At 64.2% G+C, this 20,746-nt stretch carries 16 protein-coding genes and 1 pseudogene; 6 read left to right on the top strand and 11 right to left on the bottom strand.

What is annotated here, in order from left to right; translation table 11 throughout:
* Nucleotides 1-27 precede the first annotated feature (27 nt).
* The 6 genes from WS89_RS20630 to WS89_RS20645 all read right to left on the bottom strand — a co-directional run bounded on the left by WS89_RS20630 (nucleotide 28) and on the right by WS89_RS20645 (nucleotide 3,011).
* Complete coding sequence (locus tag WS89_RS20630) at nucleotides 28-333, bottom strand: DUF4148 domain-containing protein (RefSeq protein ID WP_059499808.1); 306 nt, start codon at nucleotides 331-333, stop codon at nucleotides 28-30.
* A gap of 236 nt (nucleotides 334-569) precedes the next feature.
* Nucleotides 570-1,037: an MEKHLA domain-containing protein gene (locus WS89_RS20635; protein ID WP_059793080.1), complete on the bottom strand. Its 468-nt coding sequence runs from the start codon at nucleotides 1,035-1,037 to the stop codon at nucleotides 570-572.
* 288 nt (nucleotides 1,038-1,325) lie between these two features.
* Nucleotides 1,326-1,595 (bottom strand): hypothetical protein, encoded by a 270-nt coding sequence (locus WS89_RS20640; RefSeq protein ID WP_059793082.1) that lies wholly within the window; start codon nucleotides 1,593-1,595, stop codon nucleotides 1,326-1,328.
* A 256-nt stretch (nucleotides 1,596-1,851) separates the two neighbouring features.
* Entirely contained in the window at nucleotides 1,852-2,331 is a 480-nt protein-coding gene (locus WS89_RS32850) for a nuclear transport factor 2 family protein (protein ID WP_082741915.1), read from the bottom strand.
* Complete coding sequence (locus WS89_RS34270) at nucleotides 2,271-2,534, bottom strand: SDR family NAD(P)-dependent oxidoreductase (RefSeq protein ID WP_082741916.1); 264 nt, start codon at nucleotides 2,532-2,534, stop codon at nucleotides 2,271-2,273. The genes WS89_RS32850 and WS89_RS34270 overlap by 61 nt, the downstream gene beginning before the upstream one ends.
* Nucleotides 2,535-2,570: 36 nt before the next feature.
* Nucleotides 2,571-3,011 carry a PRC-barrel domain-containing protein gene (locus WS89_RS20645; RefSeq protein ID WP_059793084.1) on the bottom strand — a complete coding sequence of 147 codons (441 nt, stop codon included), beginning with the start codon at nucleotides 3,009-3,011 and terminating at the stop codon, nucleotides 2,571-2,573.
* A 434-nt stretch (nucleotides 3,012-3,445) separates the two neighbouring features.
* On the opposite strand from WS89_RS20645, the gene WS89_RS20650 reads away from it, so the two are divergent.
* From WS89_RS20650 to WS89_RS20670, 5 genes are all read left to right on the top strand, one after another.
* Nucleotides 3,446-5,536, top strand: coding sequence for a cation:proton antiporter (locus WS89_RS20650; protein ID WP_059793086.1), 2,091 nt, complete (start codon nucleotides 3,446-3,448; stop codon nucleotides 5,534-5,536).
* Between the two features lie 165 nt (nucleotides 5,537-5,701).
* Entirely contained in the window at nucleotides 5,702-7,126 is a 1,425-nt protein-coding gene (locus WS89_RS20655; protein WP_059793088.1) for an aminotransferase-like domain-containing protein, read from the top strand.
* A 525-nt stretch (nucleotides 7,127-7,651) separates the two neighbouring features.
* Complete coding sequence (locus WS89_RS20660) at nucleotides 7,652-8,299, top strand: response regulator transcription factor (protein WP_082741918.1); 648 nt, start codon at nucleotides 7,652-7,654, stop codon at nucleotides 8,297-8,299.
* Nucleotides 8,300-8,491: 192 nt separating this feature from the next.
* Nucleotides 8,492-13,987, top strand: a complete 5,496-nt coding sequence (locus WS89_RS20665) for a trifunctional serine/threonine-protein kinase/ATP-binding protein/sensor histidine kinase (protein ID WP_257128190.1) — start codon at nucleotides 8,492-8,494, stop codon at nucleotides 13,985-13,987.
* Between the two features lie 154 nt (nucleotides 13,988-14,141).
* A complete protein-coding gene (locus WS89_RS20670; protein ID WP_059793094.1) occupies nucleotides 14,142-15,302 on the top strand; it encodes an NAD-dependent formate dehydrogenase in 1,161 nt (386 codons plus the stop codon).
* Between the two features lie 109 nt (nucleotides 15,303-15,411).
* Here WS89_RS20670 and WS89_RS20675 read toward each other — a convergent pair whose 3' ends face one another.
* From WS89_RS20675 to WS89_RS20690, 4 genes and pseudogenes are all read right to left on the bottom strand, one after another.
* Nucleotides 15,412-16,467 (bottom strand): alpha/beta hydrolase, encoded by a 1,056-nt coding sequence (locus tag WS89_RS20675; protein ID WP_059793096.1) that lies wholly within the window; start codon nucleotides 16,465-16,467, stop codon nucleotides 15,412-15,414.
* Between the two features lie 221 nt (nucleotides 16,468-16,688).
* Nucleotides 16,689-17,363, bottom strand: a complete 675-nt coding sequence (locus WS89_RS20680; RefSeq protein ID WP_059793098.1) for a response regulator transcription factor — start codon at nucleotides 17,361-17,363, stop codon at nucleotides 16,689-16,691.
* Nucleotides 17,353-18,123: pseudogene (locus WS89_RS20685) on the bottom strand (sensor histidine kinase); the annotation flags it as partial. The gene WS89_RS20680 and the pseudogene WS89_RS20685, both read right to left, overlap by 11 nt.
* A gap of 375 nt (nucleotides 18,124-18,498) precedes the next feature.
* A complete protein-coding gene (locus tag WS89_RS20690; protein WP_156440579.1) occupies nucleotides 18,499-18,885 on the bottom strand; it encodes a response regulator transcription factor in 387 nt (128 codons plus the stop codon).
* Between the two features lie 420 nt (nucleotides 18,886-19,305).
* Between WS89_RS20690 and WS89_RS20695 the strand changes: the two genes are divergently transcribed.
* Nucleotides 19,306-19,656 (top strand): DUF4148 domain-containing protein, encoded by a 351-nt coding sequence (locus WS89_RS20695; RefSeq protein WP_059793101.1) that lies wholly within the window; start codon nucleotides 19,306-19,308, stop codon nucleotides 19,654-19,656.
* Between the two features lie 53 nt (nucleotides 19,657-19,709).
* Here WS89_RS20695 and WS89_RS20700 read toward each other — a convergent pair whose 3' ends face one another.
* A complete protein-coding gene (locus WS89_RS20700) occupies nucleotides 19,710-20,531 on the bottom strand; it encodes an alpha/beta fold hydrolase (protein WP_059793103.1) in 822 nt (273 codons plus the stop codon).
* Between the last annotated feature and the right edge of the window lie 215 nt (nucleotides 20,532-20,746).

A 20,746-nucleotide genomic window follows, 5' to 3' on the forward strand; every position in this document is an offset into this window, starting at 1 on the left:
ACCGCGGGCGGCGGTCGATCGTCGCGTTCAGTGATGCTCGTACAACTGCTGCGCGTCGAGCGACGCGAACGATGAGGTCGCGGGCTTTGCAGCGTCGGTCGGCCGTGCAGCGGCCGATTGCGCTTGCTGCGCGGCGACCTTCGCCTCGGCGGCCTGGATGTCTTCCGGATAGTAAGGATCGCTGCCGATCGGCCGGTAACCGGCCTTTTCGACGCGGACGAGATCGGCGCGCACGTCGGCACGCGTGAGCTCATGGTCGGTGGTTTGCGCAAAGGCGACGATCGGTGCGCTCAGCGCACAGGAAAGCAGGACTGCACGAATCAGGTTGGTCATGATGTTCACCTCACAAGATGGCATGTTTGCGTCCGCAGATCAGGCCGGACATCCGCTCCGCATCGACGCGATGAGGAGTTGTGTCCATTCTGCGATTCGCGCGCTTTCCTGAAGGTGAGGCTTCGATTACGGTTTTGTCATCCGGGCGCTGGCGCATGTCGGGTGCGACCGGGCGCCCGTTGATCGGGCACGGCACGGGTGCGCAACGCGCGCCGCATGTCTGCCGACCATCGCGTTCATGCCGTCGCGTCGAGCGGCCGCACTTCCGGAATCATCGCGGCCTGGCCGCGCACGATTCCGTCTGCGTCCATGAGTTGCCACACGGTCGCGCGCTCGATCCAGAAACGCTTGCCGGACTTCGTGACGCGCACGCCGCGGTATTCGGACACGAAGCCGTCGCGCGCCACCTTGTCGAGAAACAACTGGCGCTCGCGGCGCTCCATCGGTTCCGCCGACAGCCGTGACGGCAACGCCGTCAGTTCGTCCCAGTCGTATTCGAAAATCGCCTGCGCGCGCTTGTTGCCGTACACGAACACCGGATCGGCCGACGCGTCGTGCGCCAGGATGCCGAACGGTGCCACGCCATACAACCACGCGGCGCCGTCGGATGCGCTCATGCCGTCGGGAACGAGCGGGCGGTTCAGCAGCCGGCGGTAGGAGTCGGCAAGAAGAAGGAAGAAGTTTGCATCGGTGCGCAACGACATCGATCAGGCTCCTGATATCGGCAACGGGTCAATGAGCGACGGCTCACGGTCCATCATTATAGGGATGAAGCAGCACGCCGAAGTCGGGCTGGGCGGTCACACGCGGTAAGCCGCACGGTTTCGCGAACCATTGCACGGGCCCTGCATCGATCACGGAACGTGAGGACGTCCTGGACCAGCGGCGCAGCCAAGACTGATCGATCTTCACGGCACCGGAATGACGGGCGGCATCGTGGAAGCACGTCGGCGACGGACGCGCGATCACCCGACTCGTCGCCATGTTTCGATTCAGGTGCGCGGCAACAGCAGCGCGACGGTTACCGCCACGAGGGCCGGCACGCCGAACGCGATCGCGAGCACCGGCAGTTCCTCGCGCACGCCGTATCCGGCTCGATACACGCCGACCCACAGATTGACCAGCGAGATACCGAGCCAGACAGGCACGAACGCCTTCGCGGCGAATGCCGGCGATGCCGCCTGCACGCCCCACAACTGCCCAAACAACAGGAACACGGCCAGCAAAAGCACGCCGGCGACGATCGTCCAGAGCGTATGCATTGTTTCCACCTTATACGAAGACGCCGGGTATCCTGCAGATGTCCTTTTCCGCATAAGGCGGAATACGTCGAACATCGCATCGGGAACGCTGATCAGCATCGATTGGGGTTGCTCGGCGCATCGAAACCCGCCTTGCCGTTGTACGCCCCCATCCCGCTGTAGCGAATGCCGCCAAAGGACATGACGTCAAGTGCGCGGCCGAACTCGCCCGCCGCTTTCTCGGTGCCCGAAACGGCATCACCCCGGCCCCTCGAAATCAGAGCCCTAACTCAGTCAATCCTGAATGGTCGTCCGGACGTCGACCGAGCGGCCAGTGAAATTTTCGGTCGGCCTCCCTGATCGGCAGGTCATTGATGCTTGCATGGCGATAATGCATCAGGCCATCCGGATCGAACAGCCAATTTTCATTGCCATATGAACGAAACCAGTTGTTTGCATCATCCCTCCATTCATAGGCAAAACGTACCGCGATACGGTCATTCGAGAAGGCCCACAGTTCCTTAATAAGCCGATAATCGAGCTCACGCCGCCATTTGCGCTCGAGGAACGCGCAAACTTCAGCTCGACCAGAAATGAATTCTGCGCGATTTCGCCACACCGTATCGATCGAGTAAACGAGAGAAACCTTTTCGGGATTGCGAGAGTTCCATCCATCCTCGGCAGCGCGGATCTTCGCTACCGCAGACTCATGCGTGAACGGCGGGACCAACGACAGTTTTGCATTATCTTTTTGCATTTTTCAATCGCCCCAGAATCAAATTGAACCATCACCACGCGCGATCTCGGAGACCACCGCATCGGTCTCGGCGAACTTTCAGCGCGGCGACCAACGACCGCGAATCCGGCAGCAGCGAGCCGAAGCGCGACCGCCCTTCCGATACCGCCCGATGCGCCCGTGACTAGCGTGACCTTTGTCGATTTAGACAGCTTGATCGTTATGCTGAAAACTTGACGCGGAGGATTTTCTCTCCCGCATCAGTGGTGCGCGTATTCCGTGCGTGCAATCGGTGTAGCTCGCACTTTCGAATACTGAAACACCGGCATGGCTTTGAGCGCATTCCGCGTCGCGCCGGCCCAGACGAGCTTGCCGCCGACGAAGTCGATCTGCGTGACAGGCACCGCAACGTCGTGCGCAGACACGCCAAGGAACTGGTGCGCCGCGACGATCGCGAATGAAACGGCGTCGTCGGGTGTGACGATGATGTCGTGCAGTACCCCTACCTTCTCACCGCGGTCGTTGTAGATTGCCTTGCCGAGCAGACTCTTCCTTGCGCTCCAGCCGTTCACCACGAGACTGGCCTGTTCGATGCTCACGCCGACCACCTCGCTGCCGGCGATCTGTGCGTCGGCAGGCATCGCGCCGGATACAAGCGATGCTGCGATAAATGCTCCGGCGATCCATTTCGATGTTTCCATCATTCACTCCAGTCAGTCCAGAAATCGCGGCAACTCCGGTCCTCATGGGCCGACGCAATCGCCGCAGCCCGCCAAGCACGTGCCCTAACCGCACATCCTCGGACACGAAGGCATATTGCCGCCCTTCTCACACTGCGATGTCGAAATTGGCAGCGCGTTTTCGAATTCGCACGACGGCGCGACTGGATTCCTCATTCAGCACGAGCGAATCGCCGATCTCGTGCATTTCTGGAAAATCTGCCTGCGCGCGACGAATACAGTATGGGCGACGCCGCAGAGTGGAAATCAGCCCTCCCTTTCACCTGGACCAGAGGAACCCGAGTCATGAAGATCGACACAAGCAACGTGACGGAAAGCGAGCGCCGCCCGCTGTCGGCTTGGTTCGCGGTCTGCCCGTGCGAAAGAGGACGCCGCGCCATTCGGCGCAACCGCTGATGCCGACAGAGATTCTGTTGCTCGGCTCGATGCTTGTCGCGGTAACCGGCGCCGTCCAGGCGGCAAGTGTTTCGTTCGCTCTGCCTCAAACGTTCGTGGTGTCATTCGTCGGCATTCTGTTCGGAGCGATATTTCTCGCGATGCATGCGTGGATTCCGGAGCCGGCGCTTGCGTTTGTCGACCCGGTCGTCGCAGGGCCGCTTTCAGCGGACATGTGCCTGACGCTGTTTCTGCCACCGCTGCTATTCCAAGCGGCATTGCGTGTCGAGGTTCGCGAGATACTCGGCGATTGGCTGCCGATTCTGATTCTCGCGATCATCGGCGTGTTTGTAGCGACCGTATCGATCGGGTTCGTCGCGTCATTCGCCGCAAACGTACCGTCCAGGGACGGTCTGTTGCTTGGCGCAATTGTCGCCACGACCGACGCATCGGCGGTCCTTGCCGTATTTCGCAGCGTGACGGCGCCCAGCCGGCTCGTACGCCTCGTCGAAGGTGAAAGCTTACTGAACGATGCCGCCGCGATTTCGATCGCAACGGTCCTGCTCACGGCATCGCACAATGCCGATTCGGTCTCACAGACGGTCGCAGAGATATCGCAGGGCTTTGCTACTTCATTCGTTGGTGGTGCGATGCTGGGCATGGCCGTGGGACGCATGCTTGCCTGGGCACTCGTTCACCTTGGCGGCGAAGGAAAGGCTGAGCTGACGCTGACCCTGGCGGTTCCCTACCCGCTCTATATTCTCGGCAACACGTTCTTCCATGTCTCTGGCGTCGTGGCTGTCGTAACGGCGGGACTCGTGATCGGCGGGCTGGGACGGACTCGGCTCACCCCGCGCAATTGGTCGCATCTTCAACTCATGTGGGAACAGGTGGCCGGAATTGCCGGCACGCTTGTATTCCTTCTCGCGACGATACGCGTGCCCGGTCTGTTGAGAGCCGCCCGAGCGTCCGATATCCTGACGCTCGGGGCGGTCATCATCGCCGCACTTGCCGCCCGGCTCGCGGTACTGTTTGGCGTGTTTCCCTCGGTGTCCCGTCTAGGGTTAAGCAATGCCGTCACGCGTTCCTTCAGGCTGGTGATCACCTGGGGCGGCTTACGCGGAGCAGTCACCATCATTCTCGCGCTCGGTATCGAGGGCAACGCGGCGTTGCCTGAACCTGCACGTCGCTTCGTTTCAGTGCTGGCAACCGGTTTCGTCCTCTTTTCGCTGGTCGTCAATGGATCGACGCTCCGCCCCCTGATTCGCTTTCTCGGGCTCGATCGCCTCTCGCCGCAAGACATGGCGCTGCAGGAACGCGTCGTCGGCATTGCAGGGACGGAAATCGACGGGCTCGTGCGCGCGTCAGCGCGGTCTCTTCGGATCGACCCGAATCTCGCATGCGACGCAATCGATGCCTATCACCAAAGCATATCGCTCGATAACTTATTGCACTGCGACGACGTCGCGACGACCGACGAAGACCGGCTGACGGCCGGCTTACTCGCGGTTGCGCGCAGGGAAGGCGATCTCATCCCGCGGTACGGCAACGGAATCATCTCGGTCGCGAATCTGGATCGCATGATTGCGAACGCAGGCTCGATGACGGAAGCAGTCCGGCATGGCGGGCGCGTCGCATATCGGCAGGCGGCGGCACAAATTCTGCAGGTCAGATGGAGCTATCGGGCTGCCCGGTGGCTCCATTCATGGTTGAAGGTCAGTTGGCCATTCTCTCGTGCGCTCCAGAACCGGTTCGAATTACTCATATGCCGGGGCGCCGTGCTGGAACAACTCCGTCGCTATACCGAAACCAGCCTTCAGCCGCTACTCGGCCCTGAAACGACGAAGACGCTCTCCGCAATTCTTGACGGCCGCATCGACAGAACCGAAGAAGCAATCGCCGAGATGCGGAAGAATTTCGGCCAGTACACCGGCAAACTCGAGCGACGTATGTTGCTACTCGTCGCGCTGAACGCGGGACGCGATCGCATCGAGCGTCTGTACCGCGACCAGTCGATTTCCAGCGACGTGTACGAGTCGGTCAGCCGCGATTTCACGCGCGCATGGCGCAACGCAGTCGTACGACCCAAATTTTCTGTCGACGATGGGTGAAATTTGACCGACGTGCGGTCATCCCATCCAACGCTCCAATCGATTTTCCGTCGCCGCAACGGATATGCAATCCGGCGACGCACAGCCGCGCGTGCGGCCGGAAGCCACCATTGTGCGAACGTTCTTCATTCACGCCCCAAAAACCTACCTTGTGTCCTTTGCCCAGTGAACCTCTACAAGAAACTTTCAGACGACATTGAACGGCTCATTCTTCAGGGTGTGTACCAACACGGCGACAGGGTGCCGTCGGTTCGCCAAGCTAGCCAACAGCACAGGATGAGTATCACGACCGTGCTCCATGCATACCGTCTGCTCGAGAATCGCGGTTTGTTGGAAAGCCGGCCACAGTCGGGTTATTTCGTGCGCCTGCATGCCGATGGCGGGGATCGACACATGCGAGGACTTCAGCCTTCGAAGCCGCCACCGAGTTCGTCTCCCGATGACATCGGCCGGCTGGTGCTTTCAACGCTGCGCACGCTGGGCACCGATGATGCCGTGCCGTTGGGCTCTCCCTACCCCGCTCCGGACCTTTTCCCGTTCGAGAAGCTGAATCGCTATGCATACGCTGCGGGCCGGGACAAGTCACCCTGGGACGTTGCAGACGGGCTGCCGCCTGGCCATCCACGCCTTATACGGCAGATTGCGCGTCGTCATCTGGAGAACGGTATGCCGGTCGATGCGAATGAAATCGTCGTGACGGTCGGCGCGACGGAGGCACTCAATCTGTGCCTACAGGCAGTTGCAAAGCCGGGTGATGTCATCGCGGTGGAATCCCCGACTGCTTGTTCAATGCTGCATGCCATCGAGCGGATGGGAATGAAAACGGTCGAAGTGCCGACACATCCCGAGTACGGGATCGAAATTGCAGCGCTAACCGAGATGGCGAAATCACAGCCGATTGCCGCCTGCATCGTGATGCCGAATTTTCAGAATCCGCTCGGCTTCCAAATGCCCGACGCGCGCAAGCGCGAACTCGTGGGATTTGCCGAAAAGACCGGAATTCCGATCATTGAGAACGGCGTGTATAACGAACTGTATTTCGGAAATGCGCATCCCAGCACGCTGAAATCGTACGACAGAAATGGGTTGGTTCTGCATTGCACGTCGTTCTCGAAGAGCCTGACCGCTGCGTACCGGATCGGCTGGGCGCTGCCGGGCCGATACCGCGATCAGGTGGAGAACCTGAAATTCCTGAACACGCTCGCGACGCCGTCTCTGCCACAACTCGCGATCGCGGAGTTTCTGGAACGCGACGGGTACGAGCATCACCTGCGGCGCTTGCGCAAGGTCTACGCGCAGCAGGCGAACCTGATGCGTACGATCGTGTCGCGGTTCTTTCCGGAAGGCACGCGGATTTCGAGCCCGGCGGGAGGCTATGTACTTTGGGTCGAATTGCCGGCCAAGATCGACGTGATGCAACTCTATCGACTCGCGCTGGAGCACCGAATCACGATCGGGCCTGGGCACATGTTCTCGGCTTCGGACAGGTATAGGCAATTTATCCGGCTGAACTACAGCAGCGCGTGGTCGGCTGCGATCGAGCAGGCCATCATCACCGTCGGCAGGTTGGCTGCGCTCTGCGCGCGTTGATCGAGCGACAATGGCCGGTGCGCATCATCGAGCGCCGTGAGAACACCGCGCGGATGATCGATCTGAATACCACCGGCGACTACCGGCGTGGCACGGCCGCGTGACCCTCGACAACGACCACCGGGATACCGATCGTCGTTCCACGAGCAGGCTTTTCCCATGACGAAAAGTACAGCGATACGCTACCCGCCTGCGACCCGCCGGAATCGGCGACGTCGCAATACAGGCCAACTTCTTTCGACATCGCGCATGCCGATACCGGTCAGGCTCCCGAGATCGGCAAGACGGGTCGACGAGCGACGGCTGGCGGCCGGACATTGCAGGGATGAAGCGGCACACCGCAGCCGGCCCGAGCAAGTCTTGTCCGGGCCGGCGCAAAGCTCGCGCAGCGCCTTTTTGATACGATCGTTCGATTCCCGATTTGGACATAAAATGCAGACGCGTTCGTACCGAGCCGTTGAACGGAAACATCGGACGCGTATGCTTCTATTCGGGATTTCACGGGCGGAGGGCGATATGACCAGTATGACCGGCGAGACGGCCGATCCCGTCGTCTTCGTGATCGACGACGACAGCGCGATGCGTGAAGCGGTCGAAACGTTGCTCGACTCCGTCGGGCTGCGCGTCAGGTCGTTCGATGCCGCACCGGCCTTCCTGGCGCTCGACTTGCCCGACGTACCGAGCTGCGTCGTCCTGGACGTCCGGCTCAAGGGACAAAGCGGGCTGGCCGTACAGGAACACATCACGCGCGAACTGCGTATCCCGGTCGTCCTGATGACCGCACACGGCGACATTCCGATGTCGGTTCAGGCCATGAAAGCCGGTGCGGTGGACTTCCTGGCAAAGCCGTTCCGCGGGCAGGACATGATCGACGCGGTCACGCGCGCGCTCGAAAGCGACCGCTGGCGACGTGAAGTCGATCGCTCGGCCGCGATATTGCGCGCGTGCTACGCCTCGTTGACGCCGCGCGAGCGCACGATCATGGCGATGGTCGCGAACGGCCTGCTCAACAAGCAGATCGCGACGGCACTGAACCTGAGCGAAATCACGGTGAAACTGCACCGCGGCCAGGCGATGAAGAAGATGAAATCGCAGTCGCTCGCCGATTTCGTGCTGAAGGCCAACGCGCTCGGGCTGGTCGATCGCGAGAGCCGGCTGGTCGATCATGCGTGACACGCGTCGGCAAGCGAATTCGGTTGCCGACGACGACGCGGGGCGAATCGACCGGAAGCGCGGTTCGCCATGAAAGAATCGTCGAATAGCCGTTCCTTCTCCGGCCGGGCTGAAGATGCGGACCGCGCGCCGACACCTCCGGTGCCATCCTTTCCGGCAACGGCACGCTGCGCCGCGGATCTTGCCGTTTCCGTGGTGTTCGAGGACGAGGATCTCGCCTATGGCCGCACCGTGCTGACCGACGGACATGGCCACCGCACCCCGGTGTTGATCGTGCGGCCGAAAGGCGGCGCATCGAACGCGGCCGCGTTCGAGCGCCTGCTGAACGAATTCCGGATCCGCGACAAGCTCGACCGCGGATGGGCGGTGCGGCCGCTCGAGCTGCAGCGGCAAGGCGATCGCATCGCGCTCGTTCTCGAAGATTCCGGCGGCGTTCCGCTCGAACATCTGCTGAGCGCAACGCTGCCGATCGAGCGTTTCCTGAAGCTCGCGACCAGGATCGCGGCGGCCGTGCACCGGATGCATGCATCCGGCATCGTGCACCGTGACTTGAAACCGGCGCACCTGTACGTCGACGGCGCGACCGATCACGTCAGGATCACCGGGTTCGGAATCGCGTCCGACATACCGAGCGACCGCGAGCGTACGAGTCCGCCGGACATCATCGCGGGCACGATGGCCTATATGGCGCCGGAGCAGACGGGACGGCTGAATCACCCGATCGACGGCCGCACCGATCTGTACGGCGTCGGCGTGATGCTCTACCGGATGCTGACCGGCACGCTGCCCTTCATGGCCACGAGCGCAACGGAATGGATACACTGCCATACGGCCCGAAATCCCGTACCACCGCATCTGCGCGCCGAACGCGTCCATGTCCAGCTGTCTGCAATCGTGATGAAGCTGCTGGAGAAGGAGCCCGCAGCACGCTATCAAAGTGCGGTCGGGCTCGAGCGCGATCTTCTCCGATGTGCGGCGCAGTGGTCTGCGGATGCAACGATCCATTCGTTCGATCTCGGCGACGCCGACTTTCCGAGCCGGTTGTCGGGCCCGGCCCGGCTGTACGGCCGCGAGCACGAACTCGCGCGGCTGACGCGCGTGTTCGAGCGGATCGTGCACGGCGGGCCAATCGAACTCGCGCTGGTTTCCGGATACGCCGGTGTCGGCAAGTCATCGCTGGTGCGTACGCTGCAAGCGGCGGTCGGACCGTCGCACGGCACTTTCGCGGTCGGAAAGTGCGATCAGCACAATTGCGACACGCCTTATGCGGCTATCGCGCTCGCGCTGAAAAGTGTGACGAAGTCGCTGTTGACGCAACCTGACGACGTGTTGCGCCGATGGCGCGGTGCGGTCGTCGACGCACTCGGACCGAACGGCAAGCTGATCACCGACTTCGTGCCCGACCTCACGCTGCTGCTCGGCGAACAGCCGGCCGTGCCGGAGCTGCCGCTACCGCAGGCGCACGCGCGTTTTCAGCTCGTGCTGCACCGCTTCATTCAGGTCTTCACGCGACTGAACCCGCCGTTCGTGCTGTTCGTCGACGACCTGCAGTGGGCCGACGCGGCGACGCTCGATCTGCTCGAAAGCATATGCAGCCGGTCCGGGCTGCGCCATCTGCTGCTGATCGGCGCGTACCGCGACAACGAGATCGACTTCGCACACCCGTTGCCGCGGCGACTCGCGCGAATCAGGTCGACCGGCGTCGCGGTCGATGAAATCAGGCTACAGCCCTTGACGGTTCCGCAGGCGAGCGCCCTCGTCGGCGACGTCCTTCAGTCCCGCGACACGCGCGTGGCGTCGCTTGCACGCATCGTGCACACAAAGACGGCCGGCAATCCGTTCTTCGTCGTCCAGTTCCTGCACGCGCTCGCCGACGAGAACGTGCTGCGGATGGACCGATCCACGGGACAGTGGTCATGGAACGTACAGACCGTCAGGCGCGCGCGGTTGACGGACAACGTCGCGGACCTCATGTCCGCGCGGCTCGAACGCCTGCCCGAGGCATGCAAGGACGCGCTCCGCGCACTCGCCTGCCTCGGGAACAGCGCGACCGTGCGCAGCCTTGCGATCGCCAGGCACGTGACCGAACACGCATTGCAGGCGGAGCTTCGGCCCGCGATTCGGCACCAACTGGTCGAATGCGTCGGCAACACGTATCGGTTTGTGCACGACCGGGTCCAGGAAGCCGCGTATTCGCTGATTCCCGAAGCAGCACGAGCCGACATGCACCGGGACGTCGGTCGGCGCTTGCTGCCGTGTTTGCCCGACTCCCACGACGACGCACTTCTCTACGAAACTGTCGCACAGTTCGAGCGGGCCGGCAGCGACGCGCTGTCGGCGGACGAGCGGTACGCAGTGGCGATGCTCGACCTGCGCGCCGGCATCCGCTCGAAGGCGTCGGCCGCGTACGGCGCCGCACTGCGCTATCTGCACGCAGGCGTCGACCTGCTGGCCCGCGTGCCGGACACACGCTGGCCCGGCATTCGCTTCGAATTCGAGATGGAACTCGCCGAATGCGAGTTCCTGACCGGCGACCTCGCGGCGGCCGAGCGCCGGCTTGCGACATTCCACGTTGACACGCTGGACGTGATCGATCGCGGTCGCGTCGCCGTCCGCCGGATGGACGTCTATACGGCACTCGATCGAAGCGGCGACGCGATCAGGGTTGCGCTCGGATTCCTGCGCCACGTGGGCATCGATACCTCCGCGCATCCGTCCGATCTCGACGTCCGGAACGAATACGAAGCGCTTCGCCGCCGCGCGGCCAGTCTGACGATCGACGACATCGTCGGCTTGCCCTCGATGACCGATCCGGTGGGGCTGACCACGCTCGAAGTATTGACGCGCCTGCTGTCCGCCGCGTGCTTCACCGATTTCAATCTGAATTCGCTGATCACGTGCAAGGCCATCAACCTCAGCCTCGCCGGAGGCAACTGTGAAGCGTCGTGCGTAGCGTATGGCACGTTGAGCCGGATCGCCGGCCCGCGCTTCGGCGATTTCGAACTCGGTATCCGGTTCGGCCAGGCCGGCTACCGGATCGCCGAACGCAATCCGCAACACCGGTTCCATGCGAGCACCTGCATGGTGTTCGTCTTCTTCACGCTGCGCTGGATGACGCACGTGCGTTTGTCCGAAGACGCGCTGAGGCGCGCGTTCACCGCGGCGAACAAGGCAGGCGACCTCCTGTACGCGTCGTATTCGCTCACGGGCCTGAATACGAACTGCCTGTTCGCGGGCGATCCGCTGACAGCCGTCGGCGACGAAGTCGAGCGCGGTATCGCGTTCGCCCGCCAGGCGGGGCATGGTCTCATCGTCGACATCCTGTCGACGCAGCTCGCGCTGGTCCGGACGTTGCGCGGTCAGACGCGACGACCGGGATCGTTCGACGACGGAGCGTTTGTCGAGCACGCATTCGAAGCGCGTCTTGCGGCCAATCCGGGACTCGCGATCGCCGAGTGCTGGTACTGGACGAGAAAGCTGCAGGCACGCTATCTGTTTGCCGATCGCGAAGCGGCGCTCGAGTCGCTGCGGCGTGCGCACACGCTGATCTGGACGTCGTCGATGTTTCTGGAGGAGGCCGAGTTCCACTTCTATGCGGCGCTCACGCTGGCCACCGCGATCGACGACGCGGCGCCCCGGGAGCGCGCCAGTCTACTCGCGCGCTTCGTCGCGCATAAGGCGCGTATCGACATGCTGTCCGAGCAGTTTCGTCCAAACTTCGAGCATCGCGCGGCACTGCTCGGCGCGGAACACGCACGTATCGAATCGCGTACGGTCGACGCACAGAATCTGTACGAGCACGCGATCCGTTCGGCACGCACGAACGACTTCCCGCATCAGGAAGCCATCGCCAGCGAACTGGCCTCGCGCTTCTACCGCGAGCGAGGCTTCGACATCATCGCGGACGCGTATGTGCGGCATGCGCGTCACGGATACATGCGCTGGGGCGCCGATGCGAAGGTCCGTCATCTCGACGAGGCGTACCCGCACCTCGCGTCGGAGACGGGCCACCGCGATCGCCGCGAAACGATCCGGTCGACGGCGGGCGAGATCGATTACGCGATGTTGATCGATGTGTCGCAGCGCGTATCGTCGGAGATCGTTCCGGAGAAGGTGATCGACACGTTCATGCGGGCCGCGCTCACCCATTCCGGCGCGAACCGCGGGCTGTTGATCCTCGCTTCGGGCGACGGTGGCAGTGACGCGAGTATCCGCGCGGAAGCGACCGTGCACGACGATACGGTGACCGTCGTGCAGGAAAGCTCGCCGCTCGAAGCGCGTCGCCTGCCGATCGCGACAATCAACTACGTGCTGCGAACGCGCGAAACCGTATCCATTCCCGATGCCGCCAGGGAGCCGATCTGCGCGGCCGATCCCTATACGGTCGCGCAACGCGTGCGTTCGATCCTGTGCATGCCGCTCGCGCGCGGGGGCGAACTGACCGGCGTGCTGTATCTCGAGAGCAGGCTCGCCACCGGCGTGTTCGCGCCGGCGCGCCTTGCGGCGCTCGGCGTGCTCGCGTCGCAGGTGGCGATCTCGCTGCAGAACGCGCGCCTGTATCGCGAACTGTCCGAGCGCGAAGCGCGGATTCGCCGGCTCGTCGACGCGAACATCATCGGCATCTTCATCTATGCGCTCGACGGAACGATCGTCGAAGCGAATTCCGCCCTCCTCGACCTGATCGGCTATAGCCGGGAGGAACTGGAACGCGGACAGTTGAACTGGCGATCGCTGACGCCGCCGGAATGGATCGGGGCAGATTTGCAGATCCACGAACCGACCCTTCGTGAAACCGGTGTGCTGCCTCCGATTGAAAAGGAGTACTTCCGGAAGGACGGTAGCCGCGCGCCCATTCTGGTCGGCGCGGCGATGTTCTCGTCCACCGGTCAGGACGGCGTCGCGTTCGTCCTCGACCTGAGCGAAAGCAAGCGCGCCGAGGCGCGCGCGCGGGAAAGCGAGAGCCGCTTCCGTGAAATGCAGCAGGAACTGGCGCACGCGAACCGCGTGTCGGCCGTCGGGCAACTGACCGCCACGATGAGTCACGAGGTCAAGCAACCGATTGCCGCGATGGCCGCGAATGCCGACGCCGCGCTGCGATGGCTGGCCGCCCGGCCGTCGAACGTCGACCGGGCGGCCAAGGCGCTGGATCTGATCGTCCGCGACGCGCTGCGAGCGGGCGACATCATCGACCGCATCCGCAACTTCGTCCGCAAATCGCCCGTGCGCGAAGAGACGGTGGACGTCAACGTGGCGATTCGGGACATTCTGTTCGTGACGCGGCGCGACGCGGAAAAACACGGCGTCTGTATCGAAACGATCCTCGCGACGCCGTCACCGCGCGTCGTCGGCGACCGCGTCCAGCTTCAGCAGGTCATCCTCAACCTGATCGTCAACGCGATCGAGGCCATGAAGGCGGTCAACGAGGGGCGTCGAAAGCTCGTCATCTCGACGTCGAACACGGGCGATCGCAGCGTCGAAATCCGCGTGAGCGACTCGGGGCCCGGCGTGCCGGACGCCCATATGGACCGGCTTTTCGAGCCGTTCTTCACGACCAAGGATACGGGGATGGGCATCGGCCTGTCGATCGCGCATTCGATCGTCGCCGCGCACGGCGGCCAGTTGCGCGCGCATTGCCACGAGCCGTCCGGCACGACCTTTCACGTCACGCTTCCGTCGGTGCAAGGCTGACGGCATCGTGCAGGTGCGCCTGCCGCAGTCGCGATGCGCTCCCATGCGATTCGGAAAAATCCGTGCGGCGATGGAACGACACCCCAGACGCCTCTCCTAAGCTGCGGCGAGAACCCTTTCTGCAGACGAAAGGCCGTGCCCCCAGGAGAAGACGATGGCGAAAGTGCTCTGTGTGCTGTACCCCGACCCGACGGCCGGCTACCCGCCGCATTACGTTCGCGACGACATACCGGCCATCGCCGCGTATCCGGGCGGACAACGATTGCCGTCGCCGCAAGGCGAACCCGGTTTCAGGCCGGGCAGGCTGGTGGGATGCGTATCCGGCGAACTCGGCCTGCGGCCGTATCTGGAAGCGCATGGCCACGAACTGGTCGTGACCAGCGACAAGGACGGGCCGGACTCCCTCTTCGAACAGCACCTGCCCGACGCGGATGTCGTCATTTCGCAGCCGTTCTGGCCTGCCTATCTGACGCGCGAGCGGATCGCGAAAGCGACCAAGCTGAAGCTTGCACTCACGGCAGGCATCGGCTCGGACCACGTGGATCTGCAGGCCGCGACGGAGCGAGGCATCGTCGTCGCAGAGCAAACCTTCTCGAACAGCATCAGCGTGGCAGAGCACGTGGTGATGACGGTACTCGCGCTCGTTCGCAACTTTCTGCCGGCCCACCGCGACGCGGTGAACGGCGGCTGGAACATCGCCGATTGCGTGAGCCGCAGCTACGATCTCGAAGGGATGCACTTCGGGACGATCGGCGCGGGACGCATCGGTCTCGCGGTGCTGCGGCGACTGAAACCTTTCGATGTGCACCTGCACTACTCGAGCCGCCATCGCCTCTCGTCCGACCTCGAGCGCGAACTCGGGCTCGTCTACCATTGCACGCCGCAATCGCTGGTGCAGGTCTGCGACGTGATCAATCTGCAATGTCCGCTGTATCCGTCGACCGAACACATGTTCGACGACGAGATGTTCGGCCACGTCAAGCCGGGCGCGTATCTGATCAACACGGCGCGCGGCCGGCTGTGCGACACGGGCGCGGTCGTGCGCGCACTCGAATCCGGCCGCCTCGCGGGCTACGGCGGCGACGTGTGGTTTCCTCAGCCAGCCCCGCCCGATCATCCGTGGCGCCCGATGCCGAATGCCGCGATGACGCCTCACATCTCGGGTACGTCGTTGTCCGCGCAAGCGCGCTATGCCGCGGGCACGCTCGAGATCCTGCAGTGCTTTCTCGAAGGCAAACCGATTCGTCCGGAATACCTGATCGTCGAAGGCGGCAAACTCGCGGGTACCGGCGCCGCATCCTACGGCCTGACCTGAAACGCTCATTGCGGCCGGCGCACCGCGCGAAGGCGGCGCGTCAAGTCGCGTGTCAGGTCGCAAGCAGGCCGGCCTCGACGCGAACGCCGCAGCCGGCCCGTGCCCGGCGTTACTGGCCGATATGCTCGCGGATGCCGGCGCTGATCTGCTCCAGCGCGGCCTCGGTCGACGGCACGTGGCGCAGCGCATTCAGCAGGACGAAATCGTGGATCGTGCCGTTGTAACGGACGGCCGCGACACTGACGCCCGCGTCCTTCAGCTTGCGCGCGTACGCTTCGCCTTCGTCGCGCAGCGGATCGTTCTCCGCGGTAATCACGAGCGCGGGCGGCAGCCCCTTCAGTTCATCGTTGCTTGCACGCAGCGGCGACACGTACGGGTTGTCGCGGGCCTTCGCATCGGGCGCATACAGATCCCAGCCATATTTCATGAACGCCCGGGCCAGGAATCGCCCCGTCGCGTAAGTGCGATACGAATCGGTATCGACGCTGGCGTCGGTCGCCGGAATCAGCAGTGCCTGGTAGCTGATCTTCGGGCCGTCGCGGTCCTTGGCCATCAACGTCAGCGCCGCGGCCATGTTGCCGCCGACCGAATTTCCGGCCACCGCGATCCGGGAACCGTCGGCGCCGAACTGGCCGGCGTTGGCGGCAACCCACTTCAGCGCCGCATACGATTCCTCGAGCTGCGTCGGGAATTTCGCCTGCGGCAGCGGCGTATATTCGACGAAAACGGCGACCTGGCCGGAGCCGACCACGAGGTCGCGCACGAGACGCCGGTGGTTCGCGAAATTGCCGACGATCCAGACGCCGCCATGGATGAACAGCAGCACGCCCGGTTTGCCTTCGACGTGGGTCGGCTTCACGATGTAGATCTTCACCGTGCGCCCGTCTTCGGTGATCGTTCGCTCGGTGGTCGTGACGCCGGACAGGTCGACCGGCGTCTGGTCCTGCAGATGGGTCAGGATTTCCTGCGGCTTCGGCTGCGGCAACTCCCAGAACGGACTGCTGTCCTTGTTGAGTGCGGTAAGGAAGGTCCGGATCTGCGGATCGATGTGCTCGTCCGTCGACGGATCGGCCGGCGCAGCGGCGGCCGACGATGTCGCGACGCCCAGCGTCGCACAGGCGGCGATGGCCGCGCAAACCAGCATCTTCCTGAATGGCATGTTCATGTGATCCCCTTTGCTTTTCCGGGTGTGGGAGGACGCGTCACGCATGTGGCTGCGCGGCGCGCAGTGCGTGACGGGCATGTCGCGAGCGAACGGTTTCGCAGGCGCAGCCATCATGCCCTTTGCATGGAGGGGATCGTTTCGCGACCCGAGCGTGCTTGTCGATTCGAACGGCCAGGCGCGCGTGCCAACCGAACGCGGCCGGCGCGGTGCGGCACCCGGATTCAGGTTCCGCGAATCCTCGGCGCGGCGGCGGACTCGGTAGGCCGATCGATGCCCAGCGCTTCGGCCTTTTTGACGAAGTCGGCCAGCGAGCGCGCGTCCATCTTCTTCATCGCCTGTCCGCGATGGATCTTCACGGTGATTTCGCTGAGGTTCATTTCGGCCGCGATCTGCTTGTTCATCAGGCCGCTCGCGACGAACGCCATCACCTCGCGCTCGCGTGCCGACAGCGTCGCATACCGGCCGCGCAGATCGGCGAGCGCGCGCTGCCCGCTCCTGCATTGCTCGTCGCGCGCGAGCGCTGCGGAGACGGCATCCAGCATGTCCTGTTCGCGGAACGGTTTCGCGAGGAAATCCATCGCGCCGGCCTTCATCGCCTTCACCGACATCGCTATGTCGCCGTATGCGGTCATGAAGATGATCGGCAGCTGCAGGTCGGCGGCCGCGATCTGCTCCTGAACCGCAAGGCCGCTCTGGCCTTTCAGGCGCACGTCGAGGATCAGGCAGCTCGGCACGTCTGGTTTGTCGAACGCGAGAAATTCGTGCGCGGATGCGAACACCTGAACGCGCAGGCCCACCGACCGAAGCAGCATGTCGACGGCCGTGCGCATCGACTCGTCGTCGTCGACGACGTAGACGATCGCCTGCTCGGCCGAATCCTGCGCGTCAGTGCTCATGATTCGTTTCCTCCTCGACTGGCAACACGAACTGCATGACAGCGCCCGGACCTGCGCGCAGGTCCGCCCAGATATGGCCGCCGTGCGCTTCGACGATCGATCGGCAAATCGACAGCCCCATTCCCATGCCATCCTCCCGGGTCGTGAAGAACGCGCTGAACAGACGATCGGCATCCGCGTGCCGGATCCCCGTGCCGCTGTCCTCGACGACGACGCACGCGTGTCGCTCGTCGAACGCATGCGTGCGGATGCGCAGGCGGCGCGCGCCGGGTTCGACGTCCGACATCGCCTGCATCGCGTTCGTCACGAGATGGATGACGACCTGCTGCAGTTGCACGCGGTCGCCGCGCACACGCTGCGGCGACGCCGAGTAGTCGGCTTCGACGTCGATCCGCTGACCGTCGAGTTCGCGCCGCACGAGCCCGAGCGATTCTCGCACAACGGCGTTCAGATCGAGCGCCGTCTGCTCGGGCGCGCGTTTTCTCGCCATGTCGCGGATCTGCCGGATCACGTCGGACGCCCGCCTGGCGTCGCGGATCATCTGGCCGACGGATTGCCGCACCTCACCCAGATCCGGTTCCGGCCGGTCGATCCAGCGCAGTGCAGCGTCGCCCGCCGTCACGACCGCGGCGAGCGGCTGCGTGACTTCGTGCGCGATCGACGCGGCGAGTTCGCCGAGCATCGTCACGTGCGTCGCATGCACGAATTCGGCGGTGGGACGGTCGAGCGCATCCTGTGCGGCGACGCGTTCGATCACGTCCGTCGGCGAGAGATTGCGCAGCGAAAGGCATGCCGTGGCGACGATCGCGAACAGGCTCGCCCCGCAGCGCGCGAGAGCGCCGCCCGAATAGCGTTCGTCGTGCAACAGCGCGAGCAGCGTGAGCGCGATGCATGCGCAAGCGGTCACCCACGTCGCGCGTTGCGAACCGGCCGATGCGACCAGCAGCACGACAACCACGTAAAGCACCGCGATCGCGATATCGAGCGGCGTCACGTCGACGACGAAGATCGCCACGGCGAGCGCGCCGGCCAACGAGTACAGCACGCGTGCATCGTCGCGCCAGGGCTTGCCGATGCTTCGGTCGAGCCTCATCGTCGTTCCGCGGCGTGCCGCACCGAGAAAGGGAAACACGGATCAGCGCACCGCATCGGTCCCGCCCGGCTTCACCGATTCCAGGCGACGCGCCACCTCGGTCGCGTCCACCGGTTTGCCGAGCACGCAAACGGCGCCCACGTCGAGCGCCTGCCGCCGGACCGCATCCGACGCGTACGCGGAAATGAAAATGACCGGCAGCGCGATGCCGCGGTCGACCAGGCGGCGATACATCTCCAGGCCCGACATGCCGGGCATCTGGACGTCCGAGATAATGCAGCAGACGTCATCCATGTCGTCCGCCGCGAGAAACTGCTCCGCGGACGCATAGAGGCGAGCCGTCCAGCCCAGGGAACGCACCAGGCTCGACATTGCGACACGGACGGATTCGTCGTCGTCGACAATCGAAACGATCGGATTTTTCTGCACACCCCGGGCCCTCGGCCGAAATCGTACGGTGGGCGGCGCGATACCAGCCGCCCTGACCCCAGCCATGTTAGAGAAATCGATCGGCCGCGGAAATCATATGTACGTATAGTCGCGCTCGCGCCCGCCCGTTCCCGCCCGCCACGGGCCGGCAGCCGGGCCGACGACCGCCGGCGCACCGGCGCGCGGCCGGCCGGCGCCGCTCGCGATCCGGCGAATCCGCAGGATTGCGTGCGTTCGCGTAACGATCCACGGCGCGCGCCCCCTATATTGCACGCGTCGACCATCGATCGGCAGCCGGCACGCCCTCTTCGCCGCGTCCCGCCGTCCGCCGCCTCGAACGATTGTCACGCAGCACCGGTCGTCGCCGGCGTGCTTGCACGCATTGTCACTGTCCCCATCGATATCCGAAGGAGCGTCATCATGAAGAACATCGCCGTCTCACTGATTCTCGGCGCCTGCGCGCTGATCCCCGCCGCCGGTTACGCGCAAGCCGCAACGCCCGTCACGCGTGCGCAGGTACGCGCCGACCTCGCTCGCGTCGAGCAGGCAGGCTATCTGCCGTCGCGCGGCGCCAATGCGGATTACCCGACCGACATCCAGGCCGCCGAAGCGAAAATCGCTGCGAACGACACACGGCAGGCGCTCGTGCAGGGATATGGCGGCGCGCCCGAAGGCAGCAGCGCGGCCGGAACCCGCGCCGCACGCACCGTCGCGAAGGGCGGGAGCTGCGTCGGACCGGCCAGCTTCTGCAATCCGTACTTCGGCAGTTGAACCCCGCCGCCCGCCCGCGCGCCGAGCCTGCGCGCGCGAGGCGGGGCGGCCGTTCACGCGCGGATGAATGCGAGCAGATCCGCGTTCACGCGATCGGCATGCGTCGTGCACAGCCCGTGCGGCGCGCCGGGATAGACCGTCAGCCGCGCGTCGCGAACGATCTCGGCCGTCAGCCTGCCCGAATCGTCGAGCGGCACGATCTGGTCGTCATCGCCCTGGAGGACGAGCGTCGGCACGTCGATGCGCCGGAGGTCGTCGGTAAAGTCCGTTTCGGAGAAGGCCTTGATGCAGTCGTATGCGCTCTTGATCGAGCACTGCATGCCGGCATACCAGAAGGCGTCCACCGTGCCTTGCGAAGGCTTCGCGCCGTCGCGATTGAAACCGTAGAACGGCACCGCAAGATCCTTGAAGAACTGCGACCGGTTCCCGGCAACCCCGCTGCGAATATCGTCGAACACCGACAGCGGCAACCCGCCGGGGTTCGCGGCCGTTTTCAGCATCAGCGGCGGCACGGCGGCGATCAGCACCGCCTTCGCGACGCGCTGCGTGCCGTGCCGGCCGATGTAACGCGCCACTTCGCCGCCGCCGGTGGAGTGACCGACCAGCACCGCGTCCTTCAGGTCGAGCGACTCGATCAGTTCAGCCAAGTCGTCGGCATAACGCGACATGTCGTTCCCGGTCCACGGCTGGCTCGAGCGGCCGTGTCCGCGGCGATCGTGCGCGATCACGCGAAAACCGCGCTCGGCGAGATACATCATCTGCGCGTCCCACGCGTCGGCGTTCAACGGCCAGCCGTGCGAGAACACCACGGGCTGGCCCGTGCCCCAGTCCTTGTAAAACAGTTCAGTGCCGTCTTTCAGTACGCGCTTTGCCATTTTCATGCTCCTTCGAGAAGGCCGCTGTCGCCCGCCATCGCGGGCATGCGGCGGTGTCGCACGGCACGCGCACCGGCCCTTTGCCGATCGCGCCATCGTGCATCCGAGCCATTCTCGGCATCGCGCGGCCGACCAGTTTTCCGGACGCAGGCCGCATTTCCGTTCCGCACGACAACCTCGCGCGTCTCGCGATCGACCGGGCGGCGGCATCGCGC

This window comes from Burkholderia sp. MSMB1072, from assembly GCF_001524725.1.
GTDB lineage: Bacteria > Pseudomonadota > Gammaproteobacteria > Burkholderiales > Burkholderiaceae > Burkholderia.